Origin of the sequence: Latilactobacillus parasakei, from assembly GCF_049674265.1 — a bacterium.
GTDB classification, from domain to species: Bacteria; Bacillota; Bacilli; order Lactobacillales; family Lactobacillaceae; genus Latilactobacillus; species Latilactobacillus sakei.
Genome location: NZ_CP186861.1, coordinates 730,326 through 756,579, shown reverse-complemented (window position 1 = coordinate 756,579; position 26,254 = coordinate 730,326). Strand labels below are relative to the sequence as shown.

Below are 26,254 nucleotides of genomic sequence, written 5' to 3'. Positions count from 1 at the left end.
AATGGTCGGTAACGTTTTTTTGTGCGTAATTATGTTTGACATAATACTATGTATAATATAGTATTATATTTTGAAAGGATGATGACATGAACGCGCAATTAAAGAAGGGGTTGTTAGAATTTTGTGTTTTAGCAACGCTTAAAAAAGCCGATTCGTATGGCTATCAGATTATTAAAGATACTTCAAGTGTCATTGAAATCTCTGATTCAACTTTGTATCCCATCTTAAAACGGCTCGAAAAACAAGAACAGATTGAAAGTTATCAGGTGGCTCATAACGGACGTTTACGGAAATATTTCCATCTAACACCAATTGGGGCGGCTGCGATTGAACAGTTTATAAATGAATGGACGCAAGTAACAGCAATCTATGAGTATATTAAAGGAGAAGCATAATGACTAAAAATGACTTTATCAAAGACTTAGCAGCTGCTTTAACAAGCTATGGTGTGAGTGATGCTGCCAATACAATTGATTATTACGATGAATTAATTGATGATCGTATTGAAGGCGGTGAAACTGAGGCGGCCGTAATTGCTAGTTTAGAGACACCTCACCAAATCGCTAGTCAATTAGCAGATCAGTTTCAACCAACACAGGTTCAACATAAAAGAATGTCGCCGGTATTATTAGTAACGTTGGTCGTATTGTTGGTGTTGGGTTCGCCACTTTGGGGTAGTTTGCTATTAACCGCAATTGTTTTACTCGCAGTTGGTTATTTATTACTATGGATTGGACCGTTTATCGGTGGTACGCTGGCGGTTGCTAGCATCATTGGTGGGGCTGTTAGTTTAGTTTTTTCATGTTTTGTTGCGTTAAACGAAGGTGCGGTAGTCGGCATGATGCAACTGGGCATTAGTTTTGCGATGGTGGGTGTCGGCATTTTAATCGGTGGGATAACGTGGTATTTTTCGAAATATATTGTGCAGTTTTCAATCAGCTTAACACGGTGGCTGATTCAAAAAAGTAAAAGACAATCAAAGGCGGTGGCTTAAATGCTCACAAAAATTAGAATGAATTGGTTTAAAATTAGTTTAGCAATGATTGTGATTGGCCTTTTAATCATGGGTGTGAGTTATACACTAAGTGGCTTTGATGGTGGCCTTTTTCAGGAGCAAGGCAGTCATGATTGGTTTAGAACGTTTAATTTTTAAGACCGTAAAAAAGGCACGCCCTACAAAATTTTGTAGGACGTGCCTTTTTAAATCCTTATTTGACGAGCAAAACGTTAGCCTTAGCGTGGCTGCTGACGTATTGGGCGACAGAACCAACCATCATTCGTTCGATAGCACCTTTACCGGTGATGCCTAAGACGATGAGGTCAATTCCAAATTCTTCGGGGATGCGAATCGCAATTTCTTTTTTAGGGGAGGCGACTTCTAGAATCGGGGTTATCTTTTCGAGGCCGTGGTTGTGTGCGTAACGCACGTTAGCGGCCAGTTGGGATTTTACCCGATCTTTCTCTAAGGCGGTCACCTTGGCGTACATACTTGCATCTGGCGAGACGAAAATATCATTCGGGACAATTCGCGCGACAAATAATTCGGCATCGTTGCGCTTAGCAATTTCAACGGCTTCCATAAAAGCCTTATTAGCAAGGTCGGAGCCATCGACACCGACTAGAATTTTTTGATAATTTGTCAACATAAGACAACACCCTTTCTAAGTAACTTATTGTTAAGATAAGTATATTAGGCTGGGGCGCTTTAAACAATTAAAACGCTTACGCCGAAAATTGTGGTTAAATTGTGGTAACTGTGTTTTTTTAACGTTTTAGCGCATAAAAAATAGATGGGAACGTTGATTTAATAACGTTCCCATCTATTAGAATTGTACCGAATGACGCTAAAATGTCACAGGCGAGATTCGAACTCGCGACCTACGGTTTAGAAGACCGTTGCTCTATCCAGCTGAGCTACTATGACAAAAAAGATTGGTTATTGCTTTTAGAATATCAAGCAACATGCTATATTATAAGCAATTGAAGTATCTGATGTCAATTGAAATTCGCAGAAATGGGGTAAAAAAATGAAATTAAATCAGTTTGCACGGTTAACCACCACTTATTCGGAACAAATAAAGGCCTTACAACGGATTAAGCTCCTTGATGAAGGTTATGAAGCACTATCAGTTCAAGCGTTAGCGCAACAAATATTCGCTCGATTCTTCCCAGAGGCGCGTTCAAAAACGGCTCAAAATGAACAGATGCAAAAAATTCAAGCGACAGCTAGTTTAAACTTAGCCGATTATTTGGCAAGCATCTCGACATCGTTTGATCAGCGGACGTTTTATAATATTGCATTGCAACTATTAGGGTTTAAGGTGACAACCGATTTTCAATTTAATCACCCTCGGCGATTCATGGCAAAAGTTGGCATACCATATGTTGATCAACCAGTCTTAACCCAACAACTTTTTTTAGAAGCTGTTTACCTCCTATTAACAACCCGTAGTCAAAATGGCATGCTTTATTTAGATTGCTTGGCTAATCGCGGCTTCTTTGCGCACTGGCAAAAAGCGGCTTCACCCGAGTTCTTAATTTTTAATGGTAAAACCCAACCCGTGTTTGAGACACAACACTTTATTCGTGAAGTCGTTTATGTTGAATCGAGTTTGGATACCGATTTGGACGGGCACCTTGACTTGCTCGAAACGACAATCTTTAGACCTAAGGAAACGGAACAAGGCTTACGCGTCCCTGTTTTATACACGGCTAGACCTTATTATAAGGGGACTAACGATGTTGATGCCGATTTGCATAACGTCGATGTGCCAATTGAACCTAAAGCGGCTATTCAACCTAACTTGGCGGATTTGAAGACTGAGGCCAAGCAATCTGTACCAGCAGCCAGAGAACCATTAGGAGAAACCACTGAGACAGAATTAGAAGCTGCTGATGATAGTAACTACCTGTTGAATGATTATTTCTTAGCACGGGGGTTTGCGACGGTTTATGCCGGTGGAATTGGGACTCGGGGTTCAGATGGCATGCGGACGTGTGGCTCACCTGAAGAAACAGCCTCTACAACCGCGATTATTGAATGGTTAGCGGGCAACCGCCGTGCGTACACTAATAAAACAGACCGGATTGAAATTAAGGCTTGGTGGTGTAATCAAAAAGTTGCCATGACTGGGAAGTCTTATCTAGGCACCTTGGCGACTGCCGCTGCGACAACCGGTGTCGAAGGGTTGAAGACCGTGATCGCTGAAGCAGCCATCTCCAGTTGGTATGATTACTACCGTGAAAATGGCTTAGTAGTGGCCCCTGTTGATTGCCAAGGTGAAGATGCAGATGTTTTAGCGAAACTCTGTCAAACTAGAGAGATGGATGCAGCAGATCACGCTAAATCCGGCGCACTTTTTGAAGAGCAGTTAACAGCTTTACGAGAAGGTCAAGATCGGATTACAGGGAATTACAACGCCTTTTGGGCCGAACGTAATTACCGGGATAATGTTCAAAAAATCAATTGTGATGTCGTTTTAGTCCATGGTTTAAATGATTGGAACGTTAAATTACAAAATGCCGGCGCACTATGGGATGATTTACGGCAACTACCAATCGAAAAGAAAATTTTCTTGCACCAAGGGCAACACATCTATATGAATAATATTCAATCAATCGACTTTACTGATATGATGAACTTGTGGTTGAGTTATCAGTTGTTAGATATTGATAACCATGCGCCGGAGGTCTTACCAACCGTGACAATTCAAGATAATACGCAAGAAGCGACTTGGCATACCCAAGATGATTGGTTAAACCCTAAGAATCCACGGCAAACATATTTCTTAAATGATCCAGAACACCTAGGGTTAGATCAGACGCTAACGACCTCTGTAGCAGATTTTAGTGATGATGGTGTTGCTACGTTTAAAAAACAGCATCTCAGTGAGGCCGCTTGGCAGGATCAATTAATAGCACCACAATCTAACTTTACGCAAAATCGCTTATTATTGTTGTCACCGGCCCAATCGAAACAATTGGTGATTGATGGCCGGGTACAGTTGAAAACGAAAGTTGCAGTCAATACTGATCGTGGTTTATTGAGTGTTATGTTGGTTGATTATGGCCTGTTCAGCCGCCTAGGCACAACGCCAGCTGTTTTAGCCGCTAAAGGACAGCAATTGGGTTATCACTGGCGTTATGATGATTTGAAAGAATTTAAATTAGGTGCACTTAGTCCTTATCAGTTGATTACTAAGGGCCATCTCAATTTACAAAATCGTCATAATAGTTATCAAACCGAGACAGTCGACGCAGGGACTTTTTATGAGGTGCAACTAGACTTGCAACCAACGCACTACCATTTAGCAGCGGGCCATCAATTAGGTTTGGTAATCTATGCGACTGATATGGGGATGACCTTGCGTGAAGAACAACAAAACCAATACCAGGTGGATCTAGGTGCGAGTCGCTTAGTAATTCCTACCTTGGATTAATTGTGAATGGAGCGTTTTGAATGACAGAAACAATCACTTGTCGCCAAACTTTATCAATCAGCAACCATCGTGTGTTTGCGAGCGATTTAAACGAGCACGAGACGGTCTATGGTGGGCGATTATTGGAACTACTAGATGGTGCAGCATCGATTGCGGCGAGCCGGTTAGCGCGCGTTGAAACCGTGACGGCCAGTATCGATCAATTAAATTTTATTGCACCGTTTAAATTACAAGATTCCTTATGTATCGAAAGTTATGTTGTTGGTGTCGGCCACCGCTCAATTGAAGTTTTTACAAAAATTATTGGTGAACATCTGCAAACTGGTGAGCGTTTCTTAGGTTTGACGGCCTTTTTAACCTTTGTCACCACTGAAAAAACGCCGAACTTACCTGCGATTGCACCAACGACGGCAGAAGAAGAATTTATCTGCGCGGGTTATGGTCAAAGAAAAGCGCAGCGCTTGGCTAATTTTAAAAATCAACAAACGTTTAATCAACAAATTAATCTCGATTATCCATGGGATTATTAACCGAAAAAGCTAGCCACTTTAGTGACTAGCTTTTTTGATGCCTTCATCAGGAATAATGAATAGTTAATGATAGATGAGTTTTTAAAATACTGGATTGGCAGCACATCTAAATTATGATAAAGTTGGTATGCTTATGGTGCTAAAAAATTTAAGGGTTTAATTACGTTAGTTAGCATAAGTGTTAATTGGTTTAATGGCAACGGTTATTAACAAAACTGGTTAATAACTTAGGGGGTTATTTTGGGGGAGGATTGTGACAAAATGCAACAAGTGAAGCGTTTTTTTTCAAAAGGATCTAACGTTATGTTGAGCATCCTTTTGTTAATTGTTTTTGTGTGTTTAGTGATTACACTGAGGCCACGTGATAATGGGGTACAGTCGATTAACTTAGATCGTGATCGATTGCAGTATCGTGGGGCGGTTGAAAAGGGCCGTTTCAGTGGTGATGGCAAACTAATGTTAAAAAATGGCGACTATTATACCGGCCAATTTAAAAATGGTCGGTTTGAAGGCACCGGGCAATTTATTTCTCATGAAGGTTGGCAGTACAAAGGCCAATTTAAAGCGGGCGCACCTTATGGTAAAGGTGAACTGAAGAAAAACCATGTAACTTATAAGGGGGATCTCGTTAATGGGAAGTATCAAGAAAGCAAGAATTAGATGGTTTAGTTTAATTCGAATTTTTGGCCTAGGGATGGTTTTATACTATCACTATTTTAAAACAAGGTATGCCGGTGGCTTTGTCGGAGTTGATGTCTTTTTCACCTTTTCAGGCTACTTAATTACAGCACTGTTTATTGATGAATTTATTCGACGCGATAAAGTGAAGTTATGGGCGTTTTATCGGCGCCGATTTAACCGGATTTTTCCGCCACTATTATTAATGGTTTTAATCGCGGTGCCGCTGTCTTTAATTGCGAATCCGGATTTAAGAACGAATTTAACGAAACAAATTACTGCGACTTTAAGTTTTACAACTAATTTTTATGAAATTAGTACAGGTGGCAGCTACGAAACTAATTTTATCCCGCACTTATTTGTGCATACTTGGTCATTAGCAGTTGAAATGCACTTTTATTTAATTTGGGGCTTAATTGTCTATCTTGTTTCAAGAGCTGTCAAAAGTGCGAAGTATTTCAGAACGGCTATCTTCAGTGTTTCGTTTGTTTTATTTGCCGTTAGTTTTCTATCAATGTTTACGCAAATTAAAGGGCTATCTGAATATTCACCGATTTATTTCTCAAGTTTAACGCATGGTTATCCATTCTTTGCCGGTGCGACGATTGGGAGCTTTTGTGGGGTTGGTCAATCAGCAAAAGGCTTTAATCAATTAACGAGTCGTTTGACTTGGAAAACGCCGTTGACAGGGTTTGTAGTCAGTGCATTGCTATTATTGGGTTTAGGAACGCGTTTGAAGTTTGACCAACCTAGTACGTATGCTTATGGTATCTTACTAGGGAGTTTAATCACGGGCTGTCTCATTATCTTTGCACGCCTGCTACATGATAAGGCGCCTAATGTGGCTGAACCACGCTTCATTACTTATTTAGCGGATATTAGCTATGCAATGTATCTTTTCCACTGGCCATTGTACATTATCTTTTTAAGTTACTTTAACAATAATATCAAAGCAGTAGTGGCGGCCTTAATTGGCTCGGTTATTTTCTCAACACTGTCTTATTATTACATCGAACCGCTTTTGATGGGCAAACCAGTTGCTTACCAAAAGGCAATCGGCGGACCGTTGTTGTTCGTAATGGTGATTTTAGGTGTGGTGACAGCTAACTATGCAGTCGACGCACCGCATATGTCCTCTTTAGAACAACATCTCTGGGTCGGTAATCTTTATCAAGATACTGATCAAATTCAGGCGGTTCACGCTAAGGTTAGCCAGCCTAAACCAGTGGCGCCAGTTAGCCAAGCCAACTATAATGTGCCCCAAGGCATTAGTATTATCGGTGATAGTGTCACGCTAGGTGCACGGAGTTATTTATTAGAACACGTTAAAAATAGCGATATTAATGCTGAAGGTAACCGGAGAATGGATCAGGCGTACGACGTGTTGACGGACCAGCAAAACAATAATCAATTGCGAGAATACGTTGTGATCTGTATTGGGACGAATGCTTTCCCTGATTTTAAAGAACAAATCGATAAGATTGTCCATGATTTGAAAAAAGGGCATCGCCTGATTTTTATGACCCCTTACGATGGTCATGCGGATGCGACTTATGACAGTACCAAAATTGCGGTCTATGAACGGACGTTACCGGCTAAATACCCATTTATCACGGTGACGGATTGGAATAAAATCGCTGCTAGTCACCCCGAAGTTTTTGTGGGGACTGACGGCACCCATTTTGGTGGCATTGAAAAAGGCAATGTTTTATACACTAAGGGCATTAACGATGCTATTAAGACGGCCGGTAAAAAGACCGTAAAAGCATAATTAAAAAAGAGCGCTAATCAATTAGTTTTTAAGGCTAATTGATTGGTGCTCTTTTTAGAATCAAGGCAGAATTAAGGTGCAAATAACCAGTTGTGCCCCTTAATCGTTGGCATTAGTGGCTTTTTTTGAAGTCGACTTATGGTTGTAACTTGGCTGTAATATGAATGTAACATTATTGGTCTATACTAGAACCTATCAATAAAACACGGGGTAATTATAAAAAATGTCTTTCAAAAAAGTAATCACAAGCGCAATTGTAATGAGTATGGTGGCCGTTTCAGCACTAAATACAGTCGCAGTTAAAGCAGCCACAGTTGATGAAACACAAGAAGCCATTACAAATAATAAAAGTGAAACTGCCAAATTATTAAAGGATATTGCTGCAGCCAATGCTGACAATATTAAATTACAACAACAAATCACTGATAATACGACGAAAATTGAAACGACTAAAACAAATATTGATCAAGCGACTCAAAAAATCGCTACTTTAAAAACACAAATTACAAGCGCAAAAGCAGAAGTTCAAAAGAGAACAACTGTCCTTAAGGCACAACTCGTTGCCTTACAAAAACAAACAGGGGACACTGTCAGCGGGAATGTTTACTTTGATTTCGTCTTGAACTCAAAAGATTTTTCTGATCTTGTTGCAAGATCATTCACAGTCAACAAGTTGAATCAAGCAAGTAAATCAGCTTTAGAAGATGTTAAAGAAGCTAAAACAGAATATTCAAATTTAATGACAGAACAAGAAACAACTAAATCTAACTTACAAGCTGAAAAGACAAGTCTTGAAACACAACAAACTGATTTGAAGGCCATGAAGGCTAAATCAGATCAACAACAAGATGCATTAAACCAAAAGGTTAACGATAATAAAGCAACATTAGAAGCGCTACAAACACAATATGATGAAGCTGCTTCTGCTTTAAAAGTTGCTAATGATAAGGCTAAAGAAACAAAAGCAACTAAAGCGGTTAAGGATACTTCAGATAAAACTGAAGTAACAAGTACTTCAAGTGACAGCAAAGCAAGCACTTCAAGTAAAGTAGAAAATAAAGCAAGTGACAACAGCGAATCAACAAAATCTAACGACGATAGTAATGTGAGCCAAGGTGACGGTAGTTCACATGGTAATGTTGCTGGCAACTCATATGCATGGGGTCAATGTACTTGGTACGTTAAACAAGTTGCACCTTGGGCTGGTAACAACTGGGGGAATGGCGGTCAATGGGGTGCTTCTGCCTCAGCAGCTGGTTTCCGTGTCGATCACACACCTTCAGCCGGCGCAATCATTGTCTTTGTACCTGGTCAATCAGTAGGTGGTCAATGGACTGCTGATCCTACGTACGGTCACGTTGGGTATGTACAATCAGTTAGTGGCAACAGTGTCACAATTACACAAGGCGGGATGGGTTTTGCTAACGCAGCTGGTCCAAATACTGCAACACTTTCAGATGGCGGCAGCTACATGTATATTCACCGTTAATCTTTGAATGCTAATCTTAAAAATTTAGTGAAAGAGGCTTATCCATTTTGGATAAGCCTCTTTTGTGTTGCAATTGAGCGTTTCAGTATAAAAATTCAGTTGCAGTTCCTTTTTAAGATAACAATATTGTCACTTCTAATGCTAGCATAAGTATTGTACATTATTAATAACGAGAGAAGATTATCAATTGGGGAGGATAATTAGGTGGCGAAACGAAAATTAATGATGACTGGCAGTATTGTTGTTATATTAGGCGTTCTTTTGGTAGGTGGTTACATTGTTAAAACACACATCGATCAGAAGGCGGCGCAACAAGAAAGGGTTGAAAAACTGGCGCAACAGCGAAAACGGCAAAGAAAACAGGCAGCAATGGTCAAATCTGAAAGTATTCAAAAACAAAAAGCGCGTGAAAAAGAAGCGACTAAGCCGATACCAACGGTGGTTGCTGATAATGCATTAGATCAATATTTTAAGCAAGTTAACTTCTCGGGAACGGCATTGATCGTTAAAGATAACAAGATTATGCTTAATAAAGGGTATGGCACTGCTAATGAAGCGGCAAAACGGGTGAATACACCAGATACACTGTACCCAATCGCGTCAACTGAAAAGGCGTTGATTGCTACTGGTATTTTACAATTAAATCAGCAAGGTAAATTGAAAGTGACTGATCCAGTGGCGAAATATTTACCAAAATTTCCTAACGGTCAGCGGATCAAATTGACTGATTTACTGCATCATACTTCCGGTATTGTGGGGCGTGATCAGGATAATCAGGAAAAGTCGAGTGACCAATTATTAACTGAAATTATTGAAAACGGGACTAAAGGGCAACCAGGAACATGGCATTACTTGGATGCTAACTATATTGTGCTTGTTAAGATTCTAGAAAAAGTCAGTCATCAAAATTACCAAGATTATTTGCAAAATAAGATTATCAAACCAAGTAAGATGGCGCATACGGGCTTTATGTCAGCGCAATATTCGCAATTAGCCAATGCATCTGTGGGGTATCAAATCAAAGGCGGTGTGAAAAAAGCCGAGATGTTACCGAACTTTAGTCAACTTTATGGTGTTGGCGATATGTATATGACGGCCATGGACATGTATCGTTTTGATAAGGCGCTCTGGACGCATAAATTAATTAACCAACAACAGACTGATTTGATGTTTAAGCCAGGGAGTGATTCTCATTATGGGATGGGCATGTATAACGATCCGGCGTTAATTGTCAATCGTGGCTATCTTTCAGGCTGGAGTGTTTCAAACGGTTTCAGTCATGGTGGTCGAATTTATATCGTATTATTTTCAAATGTTAAGAACGATAAAACATCATTAAGCAAGATGAATAGTGATTTATACAGTCAGTTAGTGGCCAATATATGAGAAGAAAGACGGTGAGCAAAGGGCTTGACCGTCTTTTTTTGCAATTTTTAACCCCCTAGAAAGATTGTGCGAAATTTAATTTAGGCAAAACGCTTCCATTTTGGATACCGATAATCTATAATAAAAAACAAGGAAACGTTTTCCAAAGAAATTTTGTTAAAGGAGGATTAAAATGACTGAAAAATACATTCTTGCGATTGATGAGGGGACGACGAGTACTCGCTCAATCATTTTTAACCACGATGGTCAAAAAGTCGCGGATGCGCAACGTGAGTTTCCACAGTACTTTCCGGAACCCGGTTGGGTAGAGCATAACGCGAATGAAATTTGGAACGCCGTTTTATCGACTATTGCAAACGCTTTTATCAAATCTGGCATTCAACCAAACCAAATTGCGGGGATTGGGATTACCAATCAACGTGAAACAACGGTTATCTGGGATAAGGCAACCGGCCTACCAATTTACAATGCGGTGGTTTGGCAATCGCGGCAAACTAACGACATTGCTGAAAAACTTAAGACAGATGGCTACGAAGATTTAATCCATAAAAAGACAGGCTTGATTGTTGATGCTTACTTTTCAGCAACTAAGATTCGTTGGATCTTAGATCAAGTGCCAGGTGCACAAGAACGTGCTGAAAAGGGCGAATTGCTCTTTGGGACAATTGATACTTGGATTACTTGGAAATTAACCGGGGGCGCAACACACGTCACTGATTACACTAATGCCAGTCGGACAATGATTTTTAACATTCACGATTTGGATTGGGATGATGATATTTTAAATATCCTCAATATTCCGCGGGCAATGTTACCTGATGTACGGCCAAATTCTGAAGTTTATGGCGAAACGGCGCCTTATCATTTTTATGGTAGTAGCGTGCCAATTTCAGGGATGGCTGGCGATCAACAAGCAGCCTTGTTTGGTCAATTAGCCTTACAACCTGGGATGGTTAAGAACACCTATGGGACAGGCTCATTTATCGTGATGAATACGGGCGAAAAACCAACGATGTCTGAAAATAACTTATTGACGACAATCGGGTATTCAATCAACGGTAAAGTGAACTATGCGTTGGAAGGCTCAGTCTTTGTTGCTGGATCAGCCATTCAATGGTTAAGAGATAGCATGCAATTAGTTGAGAAGTCTTCAGATTCTGAAGCTGCTGCTAAAGCTTCAACGAGTTTAAATGAAGTTTACGTTGTACCAGCCTTTACTGGCTTAGGCGCACCATATTGGGACGCTGAAGCACGTGGATCAATTCTTGGTATCACGCGTGGGACGAACCGTCAGGATATTATTAAAGCAACACTGCAATCATTAGCTTATCAAACACGTGACGTTGTTCAAACCATGCAAAGAGATACTGGCATTGATATCAAGATGCTTCGGGTTGACGGTGGTGCCGCAAACAACAACTACCTCATGCAATTCCAAGCTGACATTTTAAATAGTGCTATTGAAAAAGCCGCTAACCTAGAAACAACGGCTATGGGTGCTGCCTTCTTGGCTGGTTTAGCTGTTGGTTTCTGGCAAGATACAGACGAATTAGCACAAATCTTCTCTGTCGGGCAACGTTTTGAACCTAACATGCCAGAAGAAGAACGTGAAGATCTATATGCTGGTTGGCAACAAGCAATTGAAGCAACAAAAATTTTCAAACATCGTCCATATAAGATGAACGAATAAGGAGGATTATTATGACATTTTCATTAGATAGCCGTCAACAAACCATTCAAAACTTAAAGAACGAACAACTTGATCTATTAATCATTGGTGGTGGGATCACTGGGGCAGGGGTTGCCATTCAATCTGCTGCATCGGGTATTAAAACCGGTTTAATTGAAATGCAAGATTTTGCTGAAGGGACATCATCACGTTCAACGAAATTAGTGCATGGTGGGATTCGTTACTTGAAGACTTTCGACGTAGGGGTCGTTGCCGATACTGTTAGCGAACGTGCGGTTGTTCAAGGCATCGCACCTCACATTCCACGGCCTACGCCAATGCTTTTACCAATCTATGATGAACCAGAAGCAACTTATGATATGTTTAGTGTTAAAATTGCGATGGATTTATACGATAAATTGGCAGGGGTGACAGGGACACAATATGCCAACTACACAATTGATCGTAAAGAAGTCCTTCAACGCGAACCTGGTTTGAAATCAGATCGTTTGATGGGTGCCGGTGTCTATTTGGACTTTGTGAATAACGATGCCCGTTTAGTAATCGAAAACATCAAAGAAGCTGACGAATTGGGTGCATTAGTTGCTAGCCACGTTAAGGCTGTGGGCATGACTTATGATGCTAATGGCCGCGTTAATGGCTTGAAAGCACATGATGAATTGACAGATGAAACATTCGATATTCATGCCAAATTAGTTATCAATACAGCTGGTCCTTGGGTTGATAAAGTTAACGCTTTGAATACTGAAGTGAAAGCCCAAGAAACACTTCGTCCAACTAAAGGGATTCATTTAGTTGTTGATAGCAGCCGCTTATCAGTGCCACAACCCACTTATTTTGACTCAGGTCTCCATGATGGGCGCATGATTTTCGTTGTGCCACGCGAAGGTAAGACGTACTTCGGGACAACTGATACAGACTACACAGGTGATTACAAACATCCACGTGTTGAACAAGCAGATGTTGACTATCTATTGAAAGCCGTCAATAACCGTTATCCTAGCGTTGATATCGCATTAAACGATATTGAAGCAAGCTGGGCAGGTTTACGACCATTAATCTCTAACAATGGTAGTTCTGATTATAATGGTGGTGGCGCTAATAGCGGTAAGGTTTCAGAAGAATCATTCAATAACTTAATTAAGACTGTTGATGATTATGAAAACAAAACTGCTGCCCGTGCTGATGTTGAAAAAGCAATCAGCCAATTAAGAACAGCCCATGCAGAAGAAACAGTTAACCCTTCACAAGTCTCACGTGGGAGTTCACTTAAAGTGGCTGAAAACGGCTTGATGACTTTATCAGGTGGTAAGATTACGGATTATCGTAAGATGGCTGCTGGCGCATTAGAAATGATTCGTGATATCTTGAAGAAAGACTTCAATGAAACCGTTCGTGAAATCGATTCTAAGAAGTTACAAGTATCAGGTGGTCATTTTGACCCTAATAACGTTGAAGATACATTGAAATTCTACGCAAAAGTGGCAATGAGTAAAGGTATCTCAGAAGATGATGCCACTGACTTAGCTAACCGCTTTGGTTCAAACGTTAGCCGTGTTGTTTCATATGCAGATCAAGGGACAGCTGAAGGTTTGAATTTGAAAGAAACAATTAGTTTAAGATACTCAGTTAACGAAGAAATGACCTTAACACCAGTTGATTACTTATTACGTCGGACAAACTTCGTCTTATTCCACAATGATCAATTGGCAGCCATCAAACAACCAGTTATCAATGAAATGGCACGTCTTTTGAACTGGGATGCTGCTGAAAAAGAACGTCAAACAGCACAATTAGATGCCGCAATCGCTGAAGCACAACTCGACTATTTAAAATAGTGAGTTGAATAAGGAGGAAACCTTATGGATAATTCAATCATGGTCCAAGCGCTCGGCGAATTGGTCGGGACATTCATCTTAGTCCTCTTAGGGGACGGGGTCGTTGCTGGTGTTAGTTTGGCAAAGACTAAAGCCAATGGTGCTGGTTGGATTGCAATTACGTTAGGTTGGGGGTTTGCCGTAACGCTAGGTGTTTACGCATCAGCATTTATGGGCCCCGCACACTTAAACCCGGCGGTCACACTCGCCTTTGCAATCATTGGTAAAGTATCATGGTCTGTTGTACTACCATTTATCATCGCTCAAATGATCGGGGCTTTCTTGGGGGCAGTCGTTGTTTGGATTCAGTACTACCCACATTGGCAAGCGACAGATGATCAATCGGCAATTTTAGGAACTTTTGCAACTGGTCCTGCAATTAGAAGCCCATTTGCCAACTTAATGAGTGAAATTATTGGGACATTTGTCTTGGTATTCGCATTATTAGCATTGACACGGGGCCAATTTACCGAAGGGTTAAATCCACTTGTAGTAGGTGTTATTATCACTGCAATCGGGTTATCACTCGGTGGGACAACTGGTTATGCCATTAATCCGGCCCGGGATTTAGGCCCACGGATTGCGCATGCGGTATTACCAATTGCCAATAAAGGTGATTCTGACTGGCAATACAGTTGGATTCCAGTTATCGGCCCGTTCGTTGGTGGGATTTTAGGGGCATTATTGTTTGTCCTTTTACCATAATAAACGTCTTTAAAAAGAGTGATTCATTATTTAATGAATCACTCTTTTTTTGTTCGTCTTTTTAAATAACTAATATTCGATTAAAGCTGTTAGTTAATTATTTTGTTCATAACACGTATAATTTATAAATATATAATAAAATAATACGGATTTGCCTTTGACTTATGCCGTTGTGGTTGTTAAAATCAAACCATAATCAATTAAGAAAGTAGGCTAATTGAATGACTGATGTAGCGATTGTGATGGGATCGATTTCTGATTGGGAAACAATGCAGGAAACGGCTCAGGTTTTAACGGATTTGAATGTGAGTTATACCAAAAAAGTCATTTCGGCACACCGGATGCCAATTGAAATGATTGCTTTTGCGCAAAGTGCGGCAGAAGAAGGTTATCAAGTCGTAATTGCAGGAGCCGGTGGTGCGGCACATCTACCGGGAATGCTGGCAGCCAATACTGTTTTGCCAGTCATCGGAGTGCCAATTCAAAGTAAAGCACTCAATGGGATGGATTCGCTGCTGTCGATTGTCCAGATGCCAAGTGGTGTACCGGTGGCAACGGTAGCGATTGGTAAGGCGGGGGCGATTAACGCTGGTTTGTTGGCGACCCAAATCTGTGGACTTAAAACGCCAACTTATCAAAAAGCATTAGAACAATATCGACAAGCGCTCCATCAAAAGGCGGTGGCAAGTAATGATCAACTTAACTAAGCAAATTCTTCCAGGTCAGGTCATCGGGATTATTGGGGGCGGGCAATTAGGGCAGATGATGACCTTGGCAGCTAAGTCGATGGGGTTTAAAGTCATTGTTCTTGATCCACAAGTTGATTGTCCGGCCGGTCAAGTGGCTGATGACCAAATTATTGCGGCTTACGACGATGAGGAGCAAATCATTGAATTGGCGAAACGTTCGGATGTTGTGACTTATGAATTTGAAAACGTTGATGCAACGACGATTGAAAAAGCGCAACAATTAACACAAATTCCGCAAGGGACCAAGGCGTTACGAATTGCCCAAGACCGGGTTTTGGAAAAACAATTTTTAGCAACCGAGAAATTACCGCACGCCGCTTTTAAAGTGGTGACTTCGATTAGTGACTTAACTAAGGCAGTCGCTGAGATTGGCTTACCCTGTCTCTTGAAAACGGCCCGAGGTGGGTACGATGGTAAAGGGCAGTTCGTCTTAAGACGGGCCAGTGATATTGAAGCCGCTAGAGCGCTCTTGGATTTTGGCATCTGCGTGCTAGAAGAAATGGTGACTTTTGCTCGAGAGGTTTCAGTCATGATTAGCCAAAACTGGGCAGGGCAGCAGGCACTTTTTCCAGTAATTGAAAACCAACACCGGCATAACATATTACATATTAGTATTTGCCCAGCGCGGGTCCCGGCGGCGGTTGCACAAGAAGCTCAGAAAATTGCCCAGAAAATTGCGACGGAAATAGAATTGGTGGGGACGCTTGGTGTGGAGTTCTTCGTAACGCCAGCTGGCCAGCTGTTTGTGAACGAAATCGCACCAAGACCGCATAATTCGGGTCATTTAACGATTGAAGCCTGTGATATATCGCAATTTATGGCGCATATCCGCGGGGTTTGCAATTGGCCACTCCAAACGCCGCGCCTTTGGCAATCGGCGATAATGGTCAATGTCTTGGGCCAAGATGTGCCAGGTGCACTGGCCAAGAGTCGCCAATCAACTGATTGGTCTTATCACGATTATGGCAAGGCTGAGCGCAAAGAAAATCGGAAGATGGGGCATATCACCTTGTTGACTGATGCTTTAAGTAAAACACTCACTGAAATTGAAGCAACACAAATTTGGGCATTACCAAAGGAGCAGACAAAATGATTGAACGTTATACAAATCCTGAAATGGGTGCCATTTGGACCGATCACAACAAGTATGAAGCATGGTTGGCAGTTGAAATTTTAGCGGATGAGGCGTGGTCTAAATTAGGGCATATTCCGGAAGAAGATGTCGCTAAGATTAAAGCTAACGCGCAATTTTCAATTCCTCGCATTCTAGAAATTGAACAGGAAACAAGACATGATGTGGTGGCGTTCACCCGGGCCGTTTCGGAATCACTAGGTGCTGAACGGAAATGGGTTCATTATGGATTAACGTCTACTGACGTCGTTGACACGGCTTACGGCTATTTATTGAAACAAGCGAACGCCATTTTACGAGCTGATATCGACGCTTTGTTAGAAGTGATTGGTAAGCAAGCCAAACGTTATCAAGACACGGTTATGATGGGGCGGACGCATGGTGTACACGCTGAACCAACAACTTTTGGCTTGAAACTGGCACTTTGGTATTCCGAATTAAAACGCCATAAAGAACGTTTTGAAGCAGCAGCTGAAGGTGTTGAAGCAGGTAAAATTAGTGGAGCAGTGGGAACTTTTGCGAATATTCCACCGTTTGTTGAAAGTTATGTTTGTGATCAATTGGGGATTCGGGCCCAAGAAATTTCAACCCAAGTGCTCCCGAGAGATTTACACGCAGCTTACGTTGCTGAAATGGCGTTATTAGCGACATCTATCGAGAAATTCGCGACTGAAATTCGTGGTTTACAAAAATCAGAAACGCGTGAAGTGGAAGAATACTTTGCTAAAGGGCAAAAGGGGTCTTCAGCAATGCCCCATAAACGCAATCCGATTGGTTCTGAAAATATCACTGGTTTAACACGGGTTATTCGGGGGCATATGGTGACGGCTTATGAAGATGTGGCACTGTGGCATGAACGCGATATTTCACATAGCTCTGCTGAACGGATTATTTTACCGGATACAACTATTTTATTAGATTATATTCTCAAACGGTTTACAAAAATTATGACGAACTTGACGGTCTTCCCAGAAAACATGAAACGCAATATGGGCCGGACTTTTGGTTTGATTTACAGTCAACGTGTGTTATTGAAGTTGATTGATCACGGGCTTTCAAGAGAAGCAGCCTATGATTTGATTCAACCGAAGACGGCCCGTTCTTGGGATGAACAAATTGATTTCAGACCATTATTAGAAGCTGACGAACAGGTAATGAGTATTCTAACACTAGCCGATTTGGATGATGCGTTTGACTATCATTATCATATTCGCCATGTGGCCGAAATTTTTGAGCGTGTCGGTTTGGCTTAAAAATAAACGAACTTTGAAATAGTAATCATTTCAAAGTTTTTTTATGGCAAAACCAAAAACGAACGATAATAAATTATTTTATAAAATAATATGTCTATTGGAGGAAGAAATGATGAGTGAAACGTTACTTTATTCAGGGAAAGCCAAGGACTTATTTTCAACTGACGACCCCGAAGTCTTAAAAATGATTTATAAGGATCAGGCAACTGCCTTAAACGGTAAGCGTAAAGAACAGATTGCTGGTAAGGGGGCCGTTAATTATGAAATTTCAAAATTAATTTTTGCCTACTTAGATCAACAAGGCATCGAAACCCATTCAATTAAAAATGTCTCTGAAACCGAACAATTAGTCAAAAAAGTCACCATTATCCCATTGGAAGTAGTCTTGAGAAATGTGGTCGCCGGAAGCTTTGCACGGAAGTTTGGTCAACCGTTGGGACAACGATTAGAACAACCGATTATTGAATATTATTACAAAAATGATGCTTTGGACGATCCGGCTATTAATATCTCGCAAGCAACGGCTTTGAAACTGGTGACACCTACGGAAGTGGCTACGATTGAAGCGATGACGAAACAGATTAATACTTTGTTGATTAAGTTATTCAATGAAATTGGTATTGATTTAATTGATTTTAAGTTGGAATTTGGTCGCTATCAAGGACGCTTAATTTTAGCGGATGAATTTTCACCAGATAATTGTCGACTTTGGGATCAGCAAACACATTCGTCATTAGATAAGGATGTGTTCCGCCAGAATAAGGGCGACTTAGTCACGGTCTACGAGACGGTTTTACAACGCTTAACAAAAACGATTGGGGGGTTTGCAAATGTATAACGTGCAAGTTTATGTCACCTATAAAGATTCAGTTCTAGATCCACAAGGTCAAGCGGTTCAAGGTGCGATTCAACGCTTAGGTTTTGAAGGGATCAGTCAAATGCGAATTGGTAAGTTTTTCGAAATGCAAGTGACTGGTACGGATCAAGCCGCTGTGATTGATAAAGTTGAAGCGATTTGCGATCGACTATTGGCTAATCCGAATATGGAACAATACCGCTACGACTTACAATTGGTGGAGGACGCAAAATGAAATTCGCAGTGCTTGTTTTCCCAGGATCGAATTGTGATGCCGATTTATACCACGCAATTGTCGATGTCTGCCATGAAGAAGCGGCTTATGTCTCTTACACAGCAACCAGCTTAGCCGGTTTTGATGCGGTGCTAATTCCAGGTGGCTTTTCATACGGTGATTATTTACGCAGCGGCGCGATTGCTAAATTGGCACCGATTATGACGGCGGTGGTGGCTTTTGCTAAAGCGGGCAAACCGGTTTTAGGAATCTGCAACGGTTTCCAGATTTTGACGGAAGCGGGCTTATTACCAGGGGCGCTGTTGCCCAATCGCCAAACGCATTTCATTTGCGAAACGGTAACTTTGCAGGTTGAAAATAGCGACACACGTTTTACAAATCAATATACAAAAGGGGCCACAATTGCGCTACCGATTGCCCATGGTGAAGGTAATTATTATTGTGATCCAGAAACATTGGCCCAATTGCACGCTAAACATCAAATCGCATTTACTTATACAACCGATGTTAATGGTAGTTTAGACAATATCGCGGGTATTACGAATGAAGCGGGGAATGTTTTAGGGATGATGCCACACCCTGAACGTGCAGTCGAAGCCTTATTGGGCAGTGCGGATGGGCTGGGTGTCTTCCAATCGATTTTGACAACTTTGAAAAGCGGGGTAGTAACTCATGGTGAATAATCCAACGGCAACTGAGATTCAACAAACCAAGTTGTACCAACAATGGGGCTTAACCGATAGTGAATACGAATTGATTTGCACTAAAATTTTAAAACGATTGCCAAATTACACAGAGACGGGTCTTTTCTCGGTTATGTGGAGTGAACATTGTTCGTATAAAAACTCCAAACCGATCCTTAAAAAATTTCCAACGAATGGCCCCCACGTGCTACAAGGACCAGGTGAGGGGGCCGGTATTTTAGATATTGGTGATGGTCAAGCTGTTGTTTTCAAGGCTGAAAGTCATAATCATCCCTCTGCTGTTGAACCCTATGAGGGGGCAGCTACTGGTGTCGGTGGGATTATCCGCGATATTTTTTCAATGGGTGCAACGCCGATTGCGATTTTAGACAGCTTGCGGTTTGGGGAACTCAATGATAACCAAACCAAGTATTTGGTCCAGGAAGTGGTCGCTGGGATTGGCGGTTATGGTAATTGTATTGGGATTCCAACAGTTGGCGGTGAAATCAGTTTTGATCCGTGCTATCAAGCCAATCCATTGGTGAATGCGATGTGTGTCGGTTTGATTGAACAAAAGGATATTCAACAAGGTAAAGCACGAGGGGCTGGCAACAGCGTGTTGTATGTTGGCGCCAAAACGGGACGTGATGGGATTCACGGGGCCACCTTTGCATCTGACGAATTTGCAGAAGGTAAAGCAACCCAACGCTCAGCCGTTCAAGTCGGCGATCCATTCATGGAAAAATTATTGATGGATGCTTGCTTAGAATTAATTTTGCAACATTCAGATTGGTTGGTCGGGATTCAAGATATGGGGGCAGCTGGATTGGTTTCATCAACTGCTGAAATGGCGGCTAAAGCGGGAACCGGGATGATTTTAGACCTTGATCAAGTGCCGCAACGCGAAACCGACATGTCCGCTTATGAAATCATGTTATCCGAATCACAAGAACGAATGGCTTTATGTGTTAAGGCGGGTTATGAAGACCAAGTGATTACCTTATTTAAAGGCTACGACTTAGATGCCGTTCGGATTGGCGAAGTGACAGCCGAAGAACAATACCAACTATGGCACCAAGGCCAATTGGTTGCTGATTTACCAGTGGCGGCCTTAACGGATGCCGCACCGGTTTATCATAAGGAACAAGCAAAACCAGAACGCCTAGCAACCTTTGCCGCTCAAGCGCCTTATGTGCCTACCGTGACGGACACTCAGGCAACTTGGTTGGCACTATTAAAACAACCAACAATCGCGGATAAAAGTTCGTTCTACCGCCACTACGATGCCCAAGTGAAAACCAATACCGTCGTTTTACCTGGTAGTGATGCAGCCGTAGTGCGTATTCGCGGTACTCAAAAGGCCCTTGCGATGACGACCGACTGTAACGGTCGCTATCTTTATCTAGATCCCCACGTGGGTGGCCAAATTGCAGTCGCTGAAGCAGCTCGAAATATTGTCGCTGCTGGTGGGCAACCATTAGGGATTACGGATTGTTTAAACTACGGTAATCCGGAAAAACCAGCTGTTTTCTGGGAATTTGATCAGAGCGCGCAGGGAATTGCCGCTGCTTGCGAGACTTTTGGGACCCCAGTGATTTCGGGAAACGTCTCACTGTACAACGAATTTAACGGAGAAGCGATTTACCCCACACCAATGATTGGGATGGTTGGTTTAATTCGAGATATCAAAGACATTACCACGCAAGACTTCAAACAAGCCGATGATTTAATTTATTTGATTGGTGAAACTGACGATAACTATGCTGGTAGTGAATTACAAAAGATGCAACAAGGCACTATTTCAGGTCAACTGGGCCATTTCTCATTAGCAACGGAAAAGGCTAATCAAGATCTTGTTTTAAAAGCCATTCAACAAGGCTTGATTGCTAGTGCGCATGATCTATCAGAAGGGGGCTTAGCCGTCGCGCTTTCTGAAGCAACCTTCAAACAAGGTTTGGGGTATCACGTACAAGTAGATCTGGCTAGTCGCCAATTATTTGCCGAAACACAATCGCGGTTTATTGTGACGGTTAAAGCGGCCGACCAAGTTGCTTTTGAACAGATTAGCCACCAATCAGCCCAATTGATTGGTCGGGTAACGGCTGAACCAGTAATGCATATTCAAACGAAAGATGAAACGATTGACTTGACCATTGAAGCGGCCAAGGATGCTTGGGAGGCGGCTTTACCATGCTTAATGAAATCAGAAGCTTAAATGAAGAATGTGGTGTCTTTGGGGTTTGGGGTCATCCAGATGCCAATCAATTAGCTTATTTTGGTCTTCATAGTCTCCAACACCGGGGGCAAGAAGGGGCGGGAATCGTCACCAATGACCATGGTCAGTTACTGGGGTATCGCGATCGAGGCCTACTAGCGGATGTTTTTCGGAAACAGGAAAATTTAGCCCAATTAACAAGTGAAGCGGCTATCGGTCATGTTCGATACGCAACAGCCGGCAGTCATGGCCTCGAAAATATTCAACCCTTCTTGTTTGATTTTGCCGATGGTCAATTTGCGTTAGCGCATAACGGCAATTTAACGAACGCGGTCACGTTACGGCGTCAATTGGAAGATGATGGCGCCATTTTAAAATCTAGTTCTGATTCAGAAATTTTAATGCATCTGATTCGGCGAGCGGCTGGTCCGGATTTACACACTAAAATTAAAACGGCCCTCAACCATATTCACGGGGGTTTTGCTTACGTTTTATTAACACAGGATTCCTTGATTGCGATGCTTGATCCTAATGGTTTCCGGCCATTATCGATTGGGCAAATGGCCAATGGGGCGTATGTCGTTGCCAGTGAAACGTGTGCGCTGAATGCGGTCGAAGCGACTTTTATTCGGGACGTGCAGCCTGGTGAAATCGTGACAATTGATCGCGATGGCTTGCATTCGGATTTCTTCACGACCGAAACGACCCATTCGATTTGTTCGATGGAATATATCTATTTTGCCCGACCAGATTCTGATATATGCGGGATTAACGTCCACGCGGCGCGAAAGCGAATGGGTAAACGATTGGCGGCGGAAACGGGCGTTGAGGCTGATATGGTGATTGGGGTACCTAACTCATCACTCTCCGCGGCGAGTGGGTACGCGGAAGCTAGCGGCCTACCATATGAAATGGGTTTGGTTAAAAATCAATACGTCGGCCGAACCTTTATTCAACCGACACAAGCACTGCGTGAGCAAGGTGTTAACCGTAAGTTAGCAGTTGTTAAAAGTGTTGTAGCAGGTAAACGAATTGTGTTAGTTGATGATTCAATTGTTCGCGGCACCACTAGCAAGCATATTGTTAAACGTTTAAAAGAGGCTGGGGCGCTAGAAGTACATTTACGAGTTGCTTCACCGCCGTTGAAATACCCGTGTTTTTACGGCATTGACATTCAAACCCGCGAAGAATTAATCGCTGCGCGCCAAAGTGTCGCTCAAATGTGTGAAACAATCGGTGCCGATTCGTTGGCCTTTTTGAGTCAAGAGGGTTTGATTGATGCGATTGGTTTACACCAAGATGCACCGTATTCGGGGTTATGTATGGCGTATTTTAATGGCGATTATCCAACACCGCTATACGATTATGAAGCAGATTATCAAGCGAGTTTAAAACAAGATAAGGAGTAATCGAGATGACAGATGCTTACCAAAAAGCGGGCGTTGATGTGACGGCTGGTTACGAAGTCGTTGCCCGCATCCAAAAAAAAGTAGGGGCTGATAATCACAATATTGGCAGCTTTGGCGGACAATACGCGCTAGAAATGGCCCAGTATCAAAAGCCAGTATTGGTCTCGAGTACGGATGGTGTCGGTACGAAATTGATGGTTGCTTTTGCAGCTGATCAACATGCGACTATCGGGATTGATTGTGTGGCGATGTGTGTCAACGACATTGTTGCGCAAGGTGCGCAACCGTTATACTTCTTAGACTATTTAGCAACTGGTAAAACTGATCCGGATAAGATTGAAGACATCGTCGCTGGTGTGCTTGAAGGTTGCAAGCAAGCCAATATGGCTTTAATTGGCGGTGAAACGGCCGAAATGCCTGGTATGTATGCGGCTAAGCATTATGACGTTGCCGGTTTTGCGGTGGGGATTGCTGAACAAGATGCGCTTGTGACCGGTAAAACGATTCAGGCCGGTGACGTTTTGATTGGGGTGGCGTCTAGTGGCATTCACTCTAATGGTTATTCATTGGTTCGCAAAATCTTTTTTGAACAAAATGATTTGACGGTCGCCAGCCAATTACCTGAGTTACCGGGTAAGCCACTGGGTGATTGGTTATTAACGCCGACTAAGATTTACGTTGAAGATTTACAGCCGCTACTGCAACAACGGGTGATTAAAGGCGCTGCGCATATTACAGGTGGCGGTTTTATTGAAAACGTCCCGCGGATGTTACCGACTGATTTGGCTGCCTACTTAACGTTAGGCAGCTGGCCAATCTTACCGATTTTTAAGGCCTTACAACAATATGGTCAACTTGCTGAGATGGAAATGTATAACATCTTTAATATGGGGATTGGAATGGTCTTGGCGGTTGCGCCAGAAGCAGCACCAGCTGTTTTAGCGCAATTGAATGCCAAGCAGGAACAAGCTTATCAGATTGGGACCGTTCAAAAACGTCAACAAGCGACGGTTGAATTGGTGACAGCCAAATGAGAGTGGCAATTTTTGCATCTGGCACAGGCAGTAACTTCGAAGCAATTGCTGATAATCAACGCTTACAACAAGCGGGTCTTGAAATTGTCCAACTGGTTTGCGATCGCCCGCAAGCAGCTGTGATTGAAAAGGCGCACCGGCGGGAGGTGCCGGTGACGGTGTTGGCACCACGTCAGTTTGAAAATCGTCAAGCTTACGAGCAAGCAGTCGTTGCCCAGTTGGCACCTTTGGCAATCGATTATATTATCTTGGCGGGGTATATGCGAATTATCACGCCCGTTTTACTGGGGGCTTATCCTCAGCGGATTATCAATATCCACCCGGCACTGCTACCGGCTTTTCCAGGGATTCACGGGATTGAAGAGGCGTATCACGCTAAGGTGACTGAAACCGGCGTGACGGTCCACTATATCGATGAAGGGGTGGACACAGGCCCAATCATCGCCCAAGCAACCGTTCCGGTGAAACCAAATGATACGTTAGCAATGCTAGAAGCCCGCGTTCACACGGTCGAACATCAATTGTATCCAGCTGTGATTTATGATTTGATTCAAAAAAATAATTAAAGGGAGCTTTTAACACATGAAAAGAGCATTGATTAGCGTTTCAGACAAAACGGGTATTGTGGCATTTGCCCAAGGATTAGTAGCGGCAGATTTTGAAATTATTTCAACCGGTGGCACTTTTAGCGCCTTGGAAAAAGCGGGTGTGCCAGTGACACCCATTGATGAAGTGACTCATTTTCCTGAAATGCTGGACGGACGGGTTAAAACCCTCCATCCCAATATTCACGGTGGCTTATTGGCTAAGCGCGATGAACCAACGCATATGGCAGCACTTGCTGAACACGAGATTACACCGATTGATCTTGTCTGTGTTAACCTCTATCCCTTTAAAGAAACGATTCAAAAACCAGCGATTACCCAAGCGCAAGCGATTGAACAAATTGATATTGGTGGCCCATCAATGTTACGTTCAGCCGCTAAAAACTTTAAGTCAGTGTACGTCGTGGTGGATCAAGCCGACTATGACGAAACATTGACACAATTGCAACAAGATGATGTCACTTACCGCCGTCATTTAGCCGCTAAAGCATTCCGGCATACGGCTGCCTATGATAGCTTGATTGCCGGGTATCTATCAGATGCCGATGCGGTTGAATTCCCTGAAAAACTTTCCTTAACATACGACTTCAAACAAGCGTTACGTTACGGCGAAAACGCCCATCAAAAAGCTGCCTTTTACCAAAGTGCTTTACCAAGCGACTTTTCGATTGCCTCTGCCCACCAATTACACGGGAAAGAATTGTCTTACAACAATATTAAGGATGCGGATGCAGCGATTAAAGTCGCCGCAGAATTCAGCGAACCATGCGTAGTGGCGATGAAACACATGAATCCTTGTGGCGTTGGTTTGGGGACAACTATCTACGATGCTTGGCAAAAAGCTTTTGCAGCTGATTCCGTCTCAATTTTTGGCGGTATCATTGCCTTGAATCGCGAAGTAGACGTCCAAACAGCCAATGCTTTACATGAATTATTCTTGGAAATTGTTATTGCCCCCAGTTTTGCACCAGAAGCATTGGCGATTCTTGAAAAGAAAAAGAATATCCGGTTGATGACGCTTGATTTTGAACAAGCCGCTAAAGCGGACCGGTTCGAAACAGTTTCGGTCTTAGGTGGTCTATTGGTTCAAGAAAGAGATTGCTTAACGGATCAAGCATCCGAATTGAAGACAGTCACCACTAAAGCCCCAACTAAGGATGAAAAAGAAGCGCTCCTATTTGCACAACGCGTGGTGAAACACGTCAAGAGTAACGCGATTGTTGTTGCAACCAAAGATCAAACGTTGGGCGTTGGCGCCGGTCAGATGAACCGGGTTGGCTCCGTTAAAATTGCGTTGGAACAAGCATTAGCTAACGGCATGCAAGCGCCATTCGTGTTAGCGTCAGATGCCTTTTTCCCAATGGACGATAGTGTGGCCTACGCTGCTGAACATGGTATTACAGCGATTATTCAACCTGGTGGATCAATTAAAGATCAAGATTCAATCGACATGGCGAACCAAAAAGGGGTCAGCATGGTCTTTACAAATCGACGTCATTTTAAACATTAAGAGGTGGC

The 26,254-nt window shown here is 42.4% G+C and carries 24 protein-coding genes and 1 tRNA gene; 23 read left to right on the top strand and 2 right to left on the bottom strand.

Annotation, left to right across the window (positions count from 1 at the left end):
- Positions 1 to 86 precede the first annotated feature (86 nt).
- The 3 genes from ACPBEH_RS03925 to ACPBEH_RS03915 are packed head-to-tail and all read left to right on the top strand — an operon-like array spanning position 87 to position 1,153.
- Complete coding sequence (locus ACPBEH_RS03925) at positions 87 to 395, top strand: PadR family transcriptional regulator (RefSeq protein ID WP_424349799.1); 309 nt, start codon at positions 87 to 89, stop codon at positions 393 to 395.
- Positions 395 to 994, top strand: a complete 600-nt coding sequence (locus ACPBEH_RS03920) for a DUF1700 domain-containing protein (RefSeq protein ID WP_424349798.1) — start codon at positions 395 to 397, stop codon at positions 992 to 994. Before ACPBEH_RS03925 ends, ACPBEH_RS03920 begins: the two co-directional genes overlap by 1 nt.
- Positions 995 to 1,153, top strand: coding sequence for a hypothetical protein (locus ACPBEH_RS03915; protein ID WP_424349797.1), 159 nt, complete (start codon positions 995 to 997; stop codon positions 1,151 to 1,153).
- Between the two features lie 55 nt (positions 1,154 to 1,208).
- On the opposite strand, the gene ACPBEH_RS03910 is transcribed toward ACPBEH_RS03915, so the two are convergent.
- Positions 1,209 to 1,646, bottom strand: a complete 438-nt coding sequence (locus ACPBEH_RS03910; protein ID WP_424349796.1) for a universal stress protein — start codon at positions 1,644 to 1,646, stop codon at positions 1,209 to 1,211.
- Between the two features lie 204 nt (positions 1,647 to 1,850).
- Positions 1,851 to 1,924: transfer RNA gene (locus ACPBEH_RS03905), tRNA-Arg, on the bottom strand.
- Between the two features lie 103 nt (positions 1,925 to 2,027).
- On the opposite strand from ACPBEH_RS03905, the gene ACPBEH_RS03900 reads away from it, so the two are divergent.
- From ACPBEH_RS03900 to purH, 20 genes are all read left to right on the top strand, one after another.
- The gene (locus ACPBEH_RS03900; protein WP_424349795.1) at positions 2,028 to 4,439 is read left to right on the top strand and encodes a Xaa-Pro dipeptidyl-peptidase; all 2,412 of its coding nucleotides are present in this window, start codon (positions 2,028 to 2,030) and stop codon (positions 4,437 to 4,439) included.
- Between the two features lie 20 nt (positions 4,440 to 4,459).
- On the top strand, positions 4,460 to 4,969 hold the full coding sequence (locus tag ACPBEH_RS03895) for an acyl-CoA thioesterase (protein WP_424349794.1): 510 nt from the start codon (positions 4,460 to 4,462) through the stop codon (positions 4,967 to 4,969).
- A 261-nt stretch (positions 4,970 to 5,230) separates the two neighbouring features.
- The gene (locus ACPBEH_RS03890; protein WP_424349793.1) at positions 5,231 to 5,629 is read left to right on the top strand and encodes a hypothetical protein; all 399 of its coding nucleotides are present in this window, start codon (positions 5,231 to 5,233) and stop codon (positions 5,627 to 5,629) included.
- Positions 5,601 to 7,418 (top strand): acyltransferase family protein, encoded by a 1,818-nt coding sequence (locus tag ACPBEH_RS03885; RefSeq protein ID WP_424349792.1) that lies wholly within the window; start codon positions 5,601 to 5,603, stop codon positions 7,416 to 7,418. Before ACPBEH_RS03890 ends, ACPBEH_RS03885 begins: the two co-directional genes overlap by 29 nt.
- Positions 7,419 to 7,641: 223 nt before the next feature.
- Entirely contained in the window at positions 7,642 to 8,907 is a 1,266-nt protein-coding gene (locus tag ACPBEH_RS03880) for a CHAP domain-containing protein (RefSeq protein ID WP_424349791.1), read from the top strand.
- Between the two features lie 204 nt (positions 8,908 to 9,111).
- The gene (locus ACPBEH_RS03875; protein ID WP_424349790.1) at positions 9,112 to 10,293 is read left to right on the top strand and encodes a serine hydrolase domain-containing protein; all 1,182 of its coding nucleotides are present in this window, start codon (positions 9,112 to 9,114) and stop codon (positions 10,291 to 10,293) included.
- 172 nt (positions 10,294 to 10,465) lie between these two features.
- Positions 10,466 to 11,983 (top strand): glycerol kinase GlpK, encoded by a 1,518-nt coding sequence (gene glpK, locus ACPBEH_RS03870; RefSeq protein ID WP_104963696.1) that lies wholly within the window; start codon positions 10,466 to 10,468, stop codon positions 11,981 to 11,983.
- A gap of 11 nt (positions 11,984 to 11,994) precedes the next feature.
- Positions 11,995 to 13,821, top strand: a complete 1,827-nt coding sequence (gene glpO / locus ACPBEH_RS03865; RefSeq protein ID WP_424349789.1) for a type 1 glycerol-3-phosphate oxidase — start codon at positions 11,995 to 11,997, stop codon at positions 13,819 to 13,821.
- Between the two features lie 24 nt (positions 13,822 to 13,845).
- Positions 13,846 to 14,565, top strand: a complete 720-nt coding sequence (locus tag ACPBEH_RS03860) for an MIP/aquaporin family protein (protein WP_011374360.1) — start codon at positions 13,846 to 13,848, stop codon at positions 14,563 to 14,565.
- Positions 14,566 to 14,786: 221 nt separating this feature from the next.
- Positions 14,787 to 15,272 (top strand): 5-(carboxyamino)imidazole ribonucleotide mutase, encoded by a 486-nt coding sequence (gene purE / locus ACPBEH_RS03855; RefSeq protein ID WP_424349788.1) that lies wholly within the window; start codon positions 14,787 to 14,789, stop codon positions 15,270 to 15,272.
- On the top strand, positions 15,256 to 16,407 hold the full coding sequence (gene purK, locus ACPBEH_RS03850; RefSeq protein WP_424349787.1) for a 5-(carboxyamino)imidazole ribonucleotide synthase: 1,152 nt from the start codon (positions 15,256 to 15,258) through the stop codon (positions 16,405 to 16,407). The genes purE and purK overlap by 17 nt, the downstream gene beginning before the upstream one ends.
- Positions 16,404 to 17,699: an adenylosuccinate lyase gene (gene purB, locus ACPBEH_RS03845; protein ID WP_424349786.1), complete on the top strand. Its 1,296-nt coding sequence runs from the start codon at positions 16,404 to 16,406 to the stop codon at positions 17,697 to 17,699. Before purK ends, purB begins: the two co-directional genes overlap by 4 nt.
- A gap of 112 nt (positions 17,700 to 17,811) precedes the next feature.
- Positions 17,812 to 18,537, top strand: a complete 726-nt coding sequence (purC, locus tag ACPBEH_RS03840; protein WP_424350048.1) for a phosphoribosylaminoimidazolesuccinocarboxamide synthase — start codon at positions 17,812 to 17,814, stop codon at positions 18,535 to 18,537.
- A complete protein-coding gene (gene purS, locus ACPBEH_RS03835; protein ID WP_025015883.1) occupies positions 18,530 to 18,790 on the top strand; it encodes a phosphoribosylformylglycinamidine synthase subunit PurS in 261 nt (86 codons plus the stop codon). Before purC ends, purS begins: the two co-directional genes overlap by 8 nt.
- Positions 18,787 to 19,473, top strand: coding sequence for a phosphoribosylformylglycinamidine synthase subunit PurQ (purQ, locus tag ACPBEH_RS03830; RefSeq protein WP_424349785.1), 687 nt, complete (start codon positions 18,787 to 18,789; stop codon positions 19,471 to 19,473). Before purS ends, purQ begins: the two co-directional genes overlap by 4 nt.
- Complete coding sequence (gene purL / locus ACPBEH_RS03825; protein ID WP_424349784.1) at positions 19,463 to 21,688, top strand: phosphoribosylformylglycinamidine synthase subunit PurL; 2,226 nt, start codon at positions 19,463 to 19,465, stop codon at positions 21,686 to 21,688. The genes purQ and purL overlap by 11 nt, the downstream gene beginning before the upstream one ends.
- Positions 21,664 to 23,097, top strand: coding sequence for an amidophosphoribosyltransferase (gene purF, locus ACPBEH_RS03820; RefSeq protein ID WP_424349783.1), 1,434 nt, complete (start codon positions 21,664 to 21,666; stop codon positions 23,095 to 23,097). Before purL ends, purF begins: the two co-directional genes overlap by 25 nt.
- Before the next feature lie 5 nt (positions 23,098 to 23,102).
- Positions 23,103 to 24,131: a phosphoribosylformylglycinamidine cyclo-ligase gene (purM, locus tag ACPBEH_RS03815; protein WP_424349782.1), complete on the top strand. Its 1,029-nt coding sequence runs from the start codon at positions 23,103 to 23,105 to the stop codon at positions 24,129 to 24,131.
- Positions 24,128 to 24,697, top strand: coding sequence for a phosphoribosylglycinamide formyltransferase (gene purN / locus ACPBEH_RS03810; protein WP_424349781.1), 570 nt, complete (start codon positions 24,128 to 24,130; stop codon positions 24,695 to 24,697). The genes purM and purN overlap by 4 nt, the downstream gene beginning before the upstream one ends.
- Before the next feature lie 16 nt (positions 24,698 to 24,713).
- Positions 24,714 to 26,246 (top strand): bifunctional phosphoribosylaminoimidazolecarboxamide formyltransferase/IMP cyclohydrolase, encoded by a 1,533-nt coding sequence (gene purH / locus ACPBEH_RS03805; protein ID WP_424349780.1) that lies wholly within the window; start codon positions 24,714 to 24,716, stop codon positions 26,244 to 26,246.
- Positions 26,247 to 26,254 lie beyond the last annotated feature (8 nt).

Coding starts and splice junctions, on each gene's coding strand:
- ACPBEH_RS03925 (WP_424349799.1), top strand. CDS start 87: ATGAACGCGCAATTAAAGAAGGGGTTGTTAGAATTTTGTGTTTTAGCA.
- ACPBEH_RS03920 (WP_424349798.1), top strand. CDS start 395: ATGACTAAAAATGACTTTATCAAAGACTTAGCAGCTGCTTTAACAAGC.
- ACPBEH_RS03915 (WP_424349797.1), top strand. CDS start 995: ATGCTCACAAAAATTAGAATGAATTGGTTTAAAATTAGTTTAGCAATG.
- ACPBEH_RS03910 (WP_424349796.1), bottom strand. CDS start 1,646: ATGTTGACAAATTATCAAAAAATTCTAGTCGGTGTCGATGGCTCCGAC.
- ACPBEH_RS03900 (WP_424349795.1), top strand. CDS start 2,028: ATGAAATTAAATCAGTTTGCACGGTTAACCACCACTTATTCGGAACAA.
- ACPBEH_RS03895 (WP_424349794.1), top strand. CDS start 4,460: ATGACAGAAACAATCACTTGTCGCCAAACTTTATCAATCAGCAACCAT.
- ACPBEH_RS03890 (WP_424349793.1), top strand. CDS start 5,231: ATGCAACAAGTGAAGCGTTTTTTTTCAAAAGGATCTAACGTTATGTTG.
- ACPBEH_RS03885 (WP_424349792.1), top strand. CDS start 5,601: ATGGGAAGTATCAAGAAAGCAAGAATTAGATGGTTTAGTTTAATTCGA.
- ACPBEH_RS03880 (WP_424349791.1), top strand. CDS start 7,642: ATGTCTTTCAAAAAAGTAATCACAAGCGCAATTGTAATGAGTATGGTG.
- glpK (WP_104963696.1), top strand. CDS start 10,466: ATGACTGAAAAATACATTCTTGCGATTGATGAGGGGACGACGAGTACT.
- glpO (WP_424349789.1), top strand. CDS start 11,995: ATGACATTTTCATTAGATAGCCGTCAACAAACCATTCAAAACTTAAAG.
- ACPBEH_RS03860 (WP_011374360.1), top strand. CDS start 13,846: ATGGATAATTCAATCATGGTCCAAGCGCTCGGCGAATTGGTCGGGACA.
- purE (WP_424349788.1), top strand. CDS start 14,787: ATGACTGATGTAGCGATTGTGATGGGATCGATTTCTGATTGGGAAACA.
- purK (WP_424349787.1), top strand. CDS start 15,256: ATGATCAACTTAACTAAGCAAATTCTTCCAGGTCAGGTCATCGGGATT.
- purB (WP_424349786.1), top strand. CDS start 16,404: ATGATTGAACGTTATACAAATCCTGAAATGGGTGCCATTTGGACCGAT.
- purC (WP_424350048.1), top strand. CDS start 17,812: ATGAGTGAAACGTTACTTTATTCAGGGAAAGCCAAGGACTTATTTTCA.
- purS (WP_025015883.1), top strand. CDS start 18,530: ATGTATAACGTGCAAGTTTATGTCACCTATAAAGATTCAGTTCTAGAT.
- purQ (WP_424349785.1), top strand. CDS start 18,787: ATGAAATTCGCAGTGCTTGTTTTCCCAGGATCGAATTGTGATGCCGAT.
- purL (WP_424349784.1), top strand. CDS start 19,463: ATGGTGAATAATCCAACGGCAACTGAGATTCAACAAACCAAGTTGTAC.
- purF (WP_424349783.1), top strand. CDS start 21,664: ATGCTTAATGAAATCAGAAGCTTAAATGAAGAATGTGGTGTCTTTGGG.
- purM (WP_424349782.1), top strand. CDS start 23,103: ATGACAGATGCTTACCAAAAAGCGGGCGTTGATGTGACGGCTGGTTAC.
- purN (WP_424349781.1), top strand. CDS start 24,128: ATGAGAGTGGCAATTTTTGCATCTGGCACAGGCAGTAACTTCGAAGCA.
- purH (WP_424349780.1), top strand. CDS start 24,714: ATGAAAAGAGCATTGATTAGCGTTTCAGACAAAACGGGTATTGTGGCA.